Annotated in this window: 8 protein-coding genes; 1 reads left to right on the top strand and 7 read right to left on the bottom strand. The window is 40.3% G+C overall.

Annotated features, from left to right (window positions below; genetic code table 11):
• Positions 1-3 precede the first annotated feature (3 nt).
• The 4 genes from HC246_RS22160 to HC246_RS22145 all read right to left on the bottom strand — a co-directional run bounded on the left by HC246_RS22160 (position 4) and on the right by HC246_RS22145 (position 8,042).
• On the bottom strand, positions 4-2,262 hold the full coding sequence (locus HC246_RS22160; protein WP_211167906.1) for a two-component system response regulator: 2,259 nt from the start codon (positions 2,260-2,262) through the stop codon (positions 4-6).
• Positions 2,259-5,135: an ATP-binding protein gene (locus HC246_RS22155; protein ID WP_169365588.1), complete on the bottom strand. Its 2,877-nt coding sequence runs from the start codon at positions 5,133-5,135 to the stop codon at positions 2,259-2,261. Before HC246_RS22155 ends, HC246_RS22160 begins: the two co-directional genes overlap by 4 nt.
• A gap of 255 nt (positions 5,136-5,390) precedes the next feature.
• Positions 5,391-6,776 (bottom strand): FtsX-like permease family protein, encoded by a 1,386-nt coding sequence (locus HC246_RS22150; protein WP_169365587.1) that lies wholly within the window; start codon positions 6,774-6,776, stop codon positions 5,391-5,393.
• A gap of 3 nt (positions 6,777-6,779) precedes the next feature.
• Positions 6,780-8,042: an ABC exporter membrane fusion protein gene (locus HC246_RS22145; protein ID WP_169365586.1), complete on the bottom strand. Its 1,263-nt coding sequence runs from the start codon at positions 8,040-8,042 to the stop codon at positions 6,780-6,782.
• A gap of 343 nt (positions 8,043-8,385) precedes the next feature.
• On the opposite strand from HC246_RS22145, the gene HC246_RS22140 reads away from it, so the two are divergent.
• Positions 8,386-9,075: a zinc metallopeptidase gene (locus tag HC246_RS22140; RefSeq protein WP_169365585.1), complete on the top strand. Its 690-nt coding sequence runs from the start codon at positions 8,386-8,388 to the stop codon at positions 9,073-9,075.
• A 138-nt stretch (positions 9,076-9,213) separates the two neighbouring features.
• On the opposite strand, the gene HC246_RS22135 is transcribed toward HC246_RS22140, so the two are convergent.
• From HC246_RS22135 to HC246_RS22125, 3 genes are all read right to left on the bottom strand, one after another.
• Complete coding sequence (locus tag HC246_RS22135) at positions 9,214-9,969, bottom strand: HAD family hydrolase (protein ID WP_169365584.1); 756 nt, start codon at positions 9,967-9,969, stop codon at positions 9,214-9,216.
• Between the two features lie 33 nt (positions 9,970-10,002).
• The gene (locus HC246_RS22130; protein WP_169365583.1) at positions 10,003-10,284 is read right to left on the bottom strand and encodes a hypothetical protein; all 282 of its coding nucleotides are present in this window, start codon (positions 10,282-10,284) and stop codon (positions 10,003-10,005) included.
• A gap of 90 nt (positions 10,285-10,374) precedes the next feature.
• The gene (locus tag HC246_RS22125; protein ID WP_169365582.1) at positions 10,375-11,004 is read right to left on the bottom strand and encodes a cadmium resistance transporter; all 630 of its coding nucleotides are present in this window, start codon (positions 11,002-11,004) and stop codon (positions 10,375-10,377) included.
• Between the last annotated feature and the right edge of the window lie 22 nt (positions 11,005-11,026).

The following is an 11,026-nucleotide window of genomic DNA, read 5'->3' as shown; positions in this document are numbered from 1 at the left end:
AATTCATTCAGAGGAGCCAGCGATTATTTGCTCAGCAGCAGTAGCAGTTAGAGGTCTTGAGAAGAAATAACCCTGAGCAAACTCACAGCCTAATTGCTTGAGCATGACTACTTGTTGTTGAGTTTCTACGCCTTCTGCTACTACATCCATATTAAGCGCATGGGCAAGAATAATGATCGTGCGAATAATTTCGAGATTTTGACCACCTGAGATCATTTGATCGACAAAGGTACGATCAATTTTGAGGGTATTTACGGGAAATCGATGTAAATAGCTGAGAGAAGAGTAACCCTGACCAAAATCATCAATGCTCAGTTGAATATTGCGGGCGCGTAATTGCTCTAATTTAGCGATCGTTTCTTCGCCTTGATCCATCATTGAGCTTTCAGTGATTTCTAGACGGAGATTGATACCATCGATCGCAATTTCTGCTAATACTCGATCTAGTTTATCAATGAGATCTTTTTCGCGTATTTGCTGACAGGTGAGGTTGATACTCATTTTGAGATTTTTCGCAGATGCATATTTGTTTTGCCAAATATGCATCTGCCGACAAGCTTGGTTTAGCACCCAGTCCCCGATCGCAATAATCAAACCAGTTTCTTCAGCTATGGGAATGAAATCGCTAGGTGATACTAAGCCTCGTTTTGGATGATGCCAACGAATTAACGCTTCAAATCCTGCCAACTGCTCTGAGGCTAAGGAAATAATTGGTTGATAGTAAAGCTCAAACTCCTTTCGCTCTAGAGCATAATGCAGATCACTGTCTAGTTGACTAACTTTTAGATGTTGTTCATACATCTCTTGATTAAAGAGAACATATCTTCCTTTACCAAAGGACTTGGCCTGATACATGGCAATATCCGCATCCCTGAGTAAATCACTGCCATTTATATATTCTTGATTACTCATGGCAATACCAATACTGGCACTAGGAAATAGCGTGTGATTACCTAATTGAATGGGATGTGAGAATTTATGGAAAATCCGCTCAGCGATCGCGATGACTTCACTATCTTCCTGAATATCGTCAATTAGAATCGTAAACTCGTCACCTCCAAGGCGGGCTACCGTATCCCCCACCGATCGCAAACAGTTTTCTAGTAACTTGGCGATCGATCGCAGAAAGTGATCGCCGATAGTATGCCCCATACTGTCGTTGATCATTTTGAACCGATCTAGATCAATAAACATCACCGCGAATCGATACTTAGGGTGACGTTTGCTGTATTTAAGAGCCTGCTCTACCCGATCCATAAATAGATTGCGATTAGGCAATCCCGTGAGGGCATCATGGAGAGCATCATGGACTAATTGTTGCTCAGCACGCTTTTGATCAGTGATATCACGGGTAATGCCATCAATCCGCACAGGTTTGCCATGCTGATCGTAAATCAGATATCGGCGATCGCTAACCCATCGGACTTCCTGATCAGGACGGAGAATGCGATATTCGTCATGGATGACTCCTTCTGTTAAAACATTGTGATTAGCTTTTTCAATCCTTGGACGATCATCTTGATGAATTACCTTTAACCAAAATTGCTCATCCTCAAAAAAGTTAGAGATTGGATAACCATAGATCTTTTCTAAAGCGGTATTGCAATAGATGAGTTTTGCTGTATTAGCATCTATTGACCAGACAACATCCTCTATCGAGCTTAAAATACTTTCTAAACGTTCTTCACTTATTCTTAAAACTTCTGTTGTTTGCTGATGTTTAACAATTTCAAGGGCTAAATCTTCATTTATTTTTGCTAATTGAACAGTGCGCTGCTGAACCCGTTGTTCCAGTTCTTCATTAAGTCTCTGAATCTCATCTTGAGCTGTCTTTAGGGCTAATTGATATTTAACACGTATTAAAACTTCTTCAACTTGAAAAGGCTTGGTAATATAATCAACAGCACCTAAACTAAAAGCTTTAATTTTATCGATTACATCATCTAGAGCACTTAAAAAAATGATGGGAATATTACGAGTAGTATCTAATGCTTTGAGATGTTCACATACTTCATAACCATCCATATCAGGCATTTTAATATCCAATAGGATCAAATCGGGGCAAGTCGTCTTGACTGCCATCAATGCGATCGCACCACTTTTAGCACAACGAGTTTGAAAGCCATGCCCCGCCAAAGCCGTAGATAAAACTCGCAGATTATCAGGTATATCATCAACAATCAAAATCAGGGGTTCTTTATGAGATGAACTATTAAGACTTTCGGAAGACATATTATGTGTGGAAGATGTCAATGGATTCATCGGTAAAGTACCTCTTGGGCTAAAGCAATAATCTGATCAAAATCAAAATTATTCATATATTCTTCTATCTTTGTTTTTAATTGAATATGCTCTTTAGGTACTTGCTTTAATAATAGGTCGATATCATTAGCATTCAGTTTAGACGCAGCTACATGAAGTTGTTCTAGCCATTCCTTTGGCATGACCAATAAGGACTCACTAGTAAATTGGTCGGGAGTCTTCATTCTTACTGAAGTTTGCTCGTCAAAATCTTCAAAAATGTAACTAACTCCCAGATAGTGCGATATCTTGTCAAAGATGATCTTTTCATTGAATGGCTTACGCACAAAATCATCACAACCTGATGATAGTAGCACCTGTCTTTCTTCTTCCAAGGTACTGGTTGCTGTCAGTGCAATAATTGTAGTTGCTTGCCCCTTCAGATGGGATTTAATCTGTGTGGCAGCCTCATAGCCATTCATCACAGGCATTCGCATATCCATCCAAATTAGATGTGGTTGCCATTGTTCCCAAACTTCTACCGCAATTTTCCCATTTTCAGATTCTTTAACCTCAAAGCCGATGGGTGCGAGTAGTTGAACTAAGACTTGACGATTTTCCCAACGATCATCTACTACCAAAATACGATAGGTAGATTGACTAGGTGCAAGCCCAATTACGCGATGTGTGGGTTTAGTGGAGAAGACCTTAGAAGAGTTACTTGGCTCAGCTTGGATATGAAACTGGAAGGTCGTACCCACCCCAACCTGACTACTAAAGGTAATATTGCCCCCCATCAGTTGCACAAATTGCTGACTAATTGCTAAACCCAAACCACTACCTTGTTCTGACTTGCGTCCCGACTCAGTTTGGGCAAAGGGATCAAATACCCTGTCGAATTCTTGCTCTGCAATACCAGTGCCAGTATCAGTAATTGAGAAGTAAATATTCAAGCGTTCAGAATGTGCTTCATCACTTGCTAAAGAAGCCGATGAATTGCCAAGGTAAACGCGAATAGTAATTCCGCCTGTTTGGGTAAATTTAACGGCGTTACTGACGAGATTAATTAAAACTTGGCGTAGTTTCTTTTCATCGGTTTTGATGAATTGTGGTAGATCTGCCGATGTTTCCAGATTGAGATAGATGTTTTTAGCATCAACACGTATTTGGAACATTTCGACTATCAGATCTAGCAATTCCATCAAGTCAAAGTCTGTCTCCTGTAGCAGGATTTTGCCTGACTCAATCTTAGCCATATCCAGAACATCATTAATCAGTTCTAATAGATGTTCTCCACTACGACCAATGATATTTAGGTTGTCTTTTTGCGATTGGCTGAGACTGCGATCGCGCGTCATAATTTGGGTAAAGCCTAAAATCGCATTCAAAGGAGTCCGCAGTTCATGGCTCATATTCGAGAGAAACTCACTTTTAGCCGTATTGGCAACTTCAGCACGTTCTTTAGCCTGCTGGAGTTCGTTAGTTCTTTGCTCGACTCTAATTTCTAACTCTTGATTAGTAGTTTCTAATTCCCGATTTGCCTGATCTAGCTTGTGATTAGTGACATCTAAATTCTCAAAGGATGTTCGTAATTGTTGCGCCATCTCATTGAAGGAGTCAGATAAAACCTTCAATTCAATGATGCTTGGGCTTTCTACATTTTGATTTAAATCTCCTTGGGTGATTGCGACCGAGGCTGTCCCCAAACGTAAAATAGGTCGTGCAATCCATCTAGAAGTTAATAATCCGCAACCAATCGCGATCGCTAAAGCTAAGGCACAAAGTAAAACAGTGGTACGGGTATTAGCATAGATCTGTGTCATGAAATCCGATTCAGGGATCACAATAATCGTTAACCAATCAATGCCCCTTGGATCTACTAATGGTTGAATATAGACAAATTGCAGTTCACCTTGAAACTCAAAGGCAAATTTTTGAGCAGATTTAATTTGCTCGAAGCTACCAAATTTTTGTAATAAATGTTTAGCGATCGCCTGAGTCAGAGGATCACGGCTTTCAGTTGCAAGGAGTCTCACCTGCTCATTATTTTTCTTGATATAGGGTGGTTCCGCAGTTGAGCTAGCAATGATCGCGCCAGAACGTTCTATGATCAAAGAATTTCCCGACTTACTAATATTGAGATTGTGGAGAAACTGACTAATTTGGGTTAAGAAGATTTCTACTCCTAATACACCTTGGATTTCACCTGCTTGGTTATATACAGCCGTACCTGCTTTGATTTCTAAGGCAAGCATACTAGAAGATAGTGAAACTTCACTCCAAATTGATTTATTTACCCTTTCCTTTTTTATACTGTTTTTCAGGTCTTTAGGCTGATCAAACAAAAAATACTCCTGACTATCAAATTTGGCACTCTTGATAAGTTTACCTCGCTGACCTCTCTCATTAAGTTCATAGATATTTCTATTCTCACCTGTTGATTTATCTTTAGACTTGGCAATAAACTCACCATTATCAAGCTGTTGTACTCCAGTGAAGTTGCCAAGATTGTCAACATAGAAAAGATAGTGAACAATGCCATGATGTTTAACTTGATTAAAAAAGAATTTCTCTAGATCCTGTCTATTTTCTAAATTTAGTTTTTCGCTATAGATTGTGGAAAGTAATACTTGGTTAACTAGATGGGGAGAATCTAAGAAATTACTAGTTTCTTTGTCCACACGGTTCGCGATTTCTATTTCCAATCTATCTGCTAAGTCTTTTACTGATTGCTGACCACTTTTAAAGGAAAGATAACCTACTAATCCAACAGTACCGACTATTTGGAGCATGAAAGGTAATACCACAAATGAACGTAGAGATATCCCCTGAAATCTTTGGAATAGTTTCTTGCTATGTTTTTTCGGACTAGTGATTGCCTGAGGTGATTTCATGAAATATACTGATTTTTACTATAAAAAACACCAAGAATTTATTAACAAAAGATTCTTGGATTGAAGCTTGAAGTACAGAGAAACTTTTGAATGCACGGCTTTGCCATGCTTTCAAAAGTTTCTCTGTTTATGGATTTTAAGAAAGAGTCAAGCGCTATGATCAATTGTATTGTATTATTATCAAATCAAAAGCCACAAGATATTCACATTATGAATATCTTGTGGCTTTTGATCTTAAGGGGATTAAGCGATCGCTTATCCAAAAATTTCTGCAGGGTCAGCAGACTGGACTTTGCGTAATGATATTGCTCCTGAAATCACACACATAATCATCGTTAAGATCATCACAGGAATTGCCTTATCCCAAATATATAAGGGTAATAAAGTGGCATTTTTGGTGAGATTATACAAACCAAAGGAGATGCCAAGTCCGGGGATAAATCCGAGAATTGATAATACGAATGCTTCTTGAATGACTACTTGTGCCAAATAGAAGTTGTTGTAGCCCATTGCCTTCAGAGTGGCATATTCCGCAAGGTGATCGGAAACATCAGTATATAAAATCTGATAGACAATCACGATGCCAACAATAAAGCCCATGACTGTACCCAGACTAAAGATAAAACCGATCGCTGTGCTTTTTTGCCAATATCCCTTCTCGAATTCAATATAGCCTTGGGCTGTCAAGATTCTAGTATCGTCAATTGCCGCATCTTGGGATTTTTTTAGATCCTCAATTGTTAAATCTGACTTCGCAATCAGCACCTTATTTTTATCTTCTTCATGAATGAGCTTGCCATCCGCACCAATACTGTCTTTGTACAGGACTTTGATTCTTTTGCCATCAGGTGGTAGTTTTTCGCGGGGTAAGACCACTGTATCCGCAGGTTGAGTAAGGATGAAGTCCCGCATTGCCTCATAGGGAGATGCATTCGGTTTTAAGTTAATTAAGCCAACGTTAATTAATCCTGAGCGACGGTTATCAAAGATTCTCAAAAAGTTGGTATCACTGGTAATAAGCGTGCCATCAGCAGCAAAGGATGCACCTAGCTCAAACAAGCCCCCAATCACGAGCTTCCGATTAGCTACTTCGCGAGCAACTAAATTCTGGCAAGTAAAGGCTGCCTCGCTAAAAGTTGATTTCAGAGATAGGGAGCCACATTCACTGACAATGGGTCCAAATTCAGCACGAGAGGCGCGATCAAAGAGAACGACATCTTCGGTTTTGACGCGATCGATATTGGACTCTGCTCCTGCCATTTTAAAGACTTTGGCATCAGGATTTGCTCCCAATACTAAAATATTGCGCGTTTGTCCCGCAGGGTCTTCTTTAATTTTCCAAGCTGCCAGCCCAATATACAGGGGATTGACTGATTCAACTTGCTTCATCCCCAGAGCCTGATAAAGGCGGCGTTGGGAAAAGTTTCGCATCCCCACAAGGTTAGTTGATTGGGGGCTGATAATTACCAAATCGCCAACAAGATTGCTCTGAAGACGGATTGCACTGTTAAAGAGAGCATCACGGAAACCAAGTTGCAAAAACATCAAGACCACCGCAAAGGTAATCCCCGCGATCGCTACTAACAGACGGCTTTTTTCATAGGTAAGCTGTAACCAAGCAAGAGGGACGGCAAAGATCATAGATTAAACTTCAATTTTGACTCTGACTTGTAAATTCGTAAGCCCTGAAACTTTTTGGCTATCATCAAGTTTAATTTTGACTTCAATAATTCGCACATCAGTTTTAGCAGCAGGATCAGTTCCTAGTACATCATTTTTGGCAATTCGCAACCCAATTCGCTCGACTTTTCCCGTGATTTCTCCTTCAAAGACTTCACTCTGAATGCTTGCCTTCTGTCCGACTTTAATCTTGCCGATGTCAGTTTCGTAGATTTCGGCAACTACATACATTTGTTGGGTATTGCCAATTTCCACAACTCCATTTGTCTGACTGACAATTTCTCCAATTTTAGAATTGACTTTGAGAATCTGTCCATCAATAGGAGCACGAACTTGCGCTAAATCCAAATCAACTTCTGCTTTCTTGACATTAACGATCGCAGTTTGTAACTGAGCTTCAGCAAATTGAACATCCGTTGGGCGGACTTCTCTAACACTGTTTAATAAACCTTGGGATTGTCTTAATTGAAATTGTGCTTGCTGAATTTGTTGTTCTGCTTGGGTAAACTGCCCTTGCAAGGTTTCGACCTTGAGTCGATAGGTATCGAGAACTGTTTGGGAAATGGCTCCTTCTTTATAAACCTGAAGAAAACGGTTGTAATCTCTACCTGCAATTTCTAACTCAGCACGAATTCTCGCTGCATTAGCCTCAAGAGATTTGATATTGGCAGCAGCAGACATGACATTACCTTCTTGAGCAATGATGTCACCACTTTTTGCACCAGCCCTAACTTTGGCAAGATTTCGCTCACTCTCCTGAGCTTGACTTTGGGCTTGGAGTAAGGCTGCAACTGAGCGATCGTAACTGTCTAAAACGGCAATTACCTGTCCCTGTTTGACGATATCTCCTTCTTTGACCATTAATTTCACAATTCGAGATGTGCCAAGGGCTGATGGTGAGGCAACTTTAATTACTTCTCCCTGAGGCTCTAAACGACCTAATGCACTAATGGCTTTGGGTTGATCTTTATTATTAGTAGCAGTATTTGTTGGCGCAGATGCATTTTGTGGTGGGTTAGAGCGTCCAAAGACGAGCCAAATACTTACACCTAGTGCGGCAAGGGCTAAAGCGATCGCGGGAATTAAAAATTTATTTGATCGCTTGGTTACTAAGGCATTTTTCATGGTGCTAGGTTGAGTGTTTTGGGGAGATGTTAGTGTTGTGTCCTCAGATCTGCCATCTATGGCTGGTTCTGACTGCTTTCCTGATTGTTCTTCTACCTGCATATGCGCTCCACCGTCATTACTAAACCCTAATCAAAAAACTAGCCAATAGTTTACCAAGATATACCAGCTTGTTTGTGTATTAGAAATCCTACATTGAGGCTATGTGCTGTAGCAGATTTGTTTCCCAGCCTAAGGCTGGGAAACAAATCTGTAATTTAATCGAAAATATAGCAGTCGCAAATTATTTGTAGCTTTTATTTTTTGTGGAGGCACACCCTGCTGAGATGAGTGGCGATGCAAAGCGCCGCCACTCATCTCTTCCTAAGTAGTGTTTTCACTACCATCAGATTCCATTGAGTCAGCGCCATAATATTAGATATAACTGACTGAAGGAGCGAAGTTAATGTTGTTTCACTCATCCTATTTGATCTTGATCCCAGGCATGATCTTAATGTTTTGGGCGCAACAGCGCGTTAAAGCAACCTATGAAAAATATGCAGATATCCGCTCTAGTCTAGGTATGACAGGTGCACAGGTCGCCAAAACAATTCTGCAACGTATGGGCATTTATGATGTGACGGTTGAGCAGGTTGCAGGTGAACTCACCGATCATTACGATCCTTCCGCGAAAGCTGTGCGGTTATCAGAATCCGTATATGCTTCGTCATCTTTGGCAGCAGCAGCGATCGCTGCCCATGAATGCGGTCATGTCCTACAGGATGTGCGCGGTTATCAATTTATGAATGTCCGTGCCTCACTAGTACCTGTGGCAAATATTGGTGCTAACTTTGGTCCTTTGCTAGTGATGACGGGGCTGTTCCTGACTTCTCTTGGTAGTCTAAGTACATTGTTCATCAATATTGGCATTGTCTTATTTGCAGGCGCAATTCTATTCCATGTTGTTACCTTACCTGTGGAGTTCGATGCTTCTAGACGTGCACTAAGACTAATTGATGAGCTAGGCATCCTCCAAGGTAATGAAAATATTGGTGCGCGGAAGGTCTTAAATGCAGCAGCTTGGACATATGTAGCTACGGCTATTTATGCAGCTCTGCAACTTGTGCAACTACTTTTGATTCGAGGCGATCGCTAATTTCTAAAAAAGTAATAAATTGCTTCACCTTGTGTAGGTATTTCATTACTTTTCGAGTTAAAAAGCTTACAATCCCATAAACAAAAGAAAGTATTGCTACGCAATACTTTCTTTTGTTTATGGGATTTGAGATTATCTCTATTTTTTTAGGATTAATTCTATCAATTCAGAAAATCCTGCGAATTCTGATGATTGAGTTACATATTTGGGAAGATGAACCATTTTGTCCTGATAATGTCTGATATTTGCTACTCCAACTGAAAGTGGAAACTGATCAGCAACAAACATTGACTCATCATTAGGACTATCTCCAACTGTTAGCACCTGATATAGCTCAAGCTCTTGATAAAACTTTGCTAATACAAGTTTCAATCCTGTTGATTTATCTTGGTTAGACAATTTAATATGACATTGCACAGTGCTGTAGGTAAACCCTAAGTCCATGTCGTTACATTGCCGCGCGATCGTATCTAGCTCCTTATCCGCTAGACCATGAATATCAAAAGTCCAATCAGTAATGCGGAACTGATTATCCATAGATGGTTGCAGATTCGGATAGTTCTTTTGAATTTGATGGAATGCCTGCTCTAGTCGCAGTCGATGCTGAGTTGGATTAGTAATATCGGATAGGAAATATTGCTGATCATTGTGTAAATATATCCCACCATTTTCTGCGATCGCTGCCTCTATAGGTAAGTAATTGACCAACGCACTGACCCAACCCGCAGAGCGCCCCGTCACCAATAGAACCTTAATCCCTGATGCCTGAAGACGTTGTAAAGTAGCAATAAAACCTGCGGTAAATTTGCCATTTTGAGTGAGCGTACCATCGACATCGGAAGCAATTAGGCGAATATCAGCGAAATCATGAATATTGATAGGCAATAGAGCCATAGTGTTACAAGCCTATAGGTGGGGTTAAGCCAATCAATCTATTTGTAAACTTACTTGTGAGAAGAGATAGGAAACTCCTTGTACTAATTGTCCAACCCCATCGATCACCAATTGACCAAAATCCATCAGGCTTTGCCAAACATCAATTCCCACATAAACTTTTAAGTAAATTGCCACTAATATTAGTGATATAGCAGCGATCGCAAATTTACCAACTAATTTCGCTAAAAGCTCCAAAATTGTGGAAGTTGCCCAAATTGCAGCTCCAACAGCGATCGCTCCAAGAATTAAAGTCAGAGTATTATTTATTTCCATGTAAAAATTATAGCTATAGCAGTCCTAAATCATTTGTAGATTTTTGCATAGTTTATGGAAGCGCAACCCTTCGGGTTGTGCTTCCATAAACTATGCGCGAAAGAAAGGAATTAACTGATAGGTATCGCTCTCATAGAGGATATAGATACCTAGAGCAATCAGCACAAATGGCACGATCGCATTGCTATATTGAGAGAGAAACTTAGCGATCGCGGGATGGGTACTGAATTGATAAGCGGCATAGCACCATACAGCGATTAGCAATAGAAATGTAGCGATCGTAATCGAGAGGGAAACTGCATTGCTACTAGCAAACAAAGGAACATAAATACCAATATTATCGCCGCTATTAGCAAATGTAACTGCGGCTACGTGATAGGTTTGTGGCGCAATTAGTGGTGATTGATTGGCAGTAGAAATCATACAGCTTTTGACTGTAACTTCTTCTGGCTTTTTCAATAATTCCTTGATGCCGATCGCGATCGGTAAAAAACCTAGCAAGCCAATCCATTTGTGATCAATGATTAACCCTCCCAAATATCCAGGTAAACTCGCAAGGATGATTACGGCAAATCCTAGATATTGACCAATGAGAATGTGGCGAGGACGAAATTTTGCATCAACCTGAGCAAAAAAAACGGTCAAGATGAGAATGTCATCGATATTTGTAGCCGTAAATGCGGTAATGGCGATCGCCACAGTACCGATGAACCATTCCATATTGTTTCTACCTCAGTTAAAG

This window comes from Pseudanabaena yagii GIHE-NHR1 (assembly GCF_012863495.1).
In the GTDB taxonomy this organism is placed as follows: domain Bacteria; phylum Cyanobacteriota; class Cyanobacteriia; order Pseudanabaenales; family Pseudanabaenaceae; genus Pseudanabaena; species Pseudanabaena yagii.
The sequence above is the reverse complement of the archived record's forward strand: the minus strand, read 5'-3'. Positions and strand labels throughout refer to the sequence as shown.

Bases quoted from the DNA above. Each gene is read 5' to 3' on its own strand.
- HC246_RS22160 (WP_211167906.1), bottom strand. From the start codon at position 2,262: ATGAATCCATTGACATCTTCCACACATAATATGTCTTCCGAAAGTCTT.
- HC246_RS22155 (WP_169365588.1), bottom strand. From the start codon at position 5,135: ATGAAATCACCTCAGGCAATCACTAGTCCGAAAAAACATAGCAAGAAA.
- HC246_RS22150 (WP_169365587.1), bottom strand. From the start codon at position 6,776: ATGATCTTTGCCGTCCCTCTTGCTTGGTTACAGCTTACCTATGAAAAA.
- HC246_RS22145 (WP_169365586.1), bottom strand. From the start codon at position 8,042: ATGCAGGTAGAAGAACAATCAGGAAAGCAGTCAGAACCAGCCATAGAT.
- HC246_RS22140 (WP_169365585.1), top strand. From the start codon at position 8,386: ATGTTGTTTCACTCATCCTATTTGATCTTGATCCCAGGCATGATCTTA.
- HC246_RS22135 (WP_169365584.1), bottom strand. From the start codon at position 9,969: ATGGCTCTATTGCCTATCAATATTCATGATTTCGCTGATATTCGCCTA.
- HC246_RS22130 (WP_169365583.1), bottom strand. From the start codon at position 10,284: ATGGAAATAAATAATACTCTGACTTTAATTCTTGGAGCGATCGCTGTT.
- HC246_RS22125 (WP_169365582.1), bottom strand. From the start codon at position 11,004: ATGGAATGGTTCATCGGTACTGTGGCGATCGCCATTACCGCATTTACG.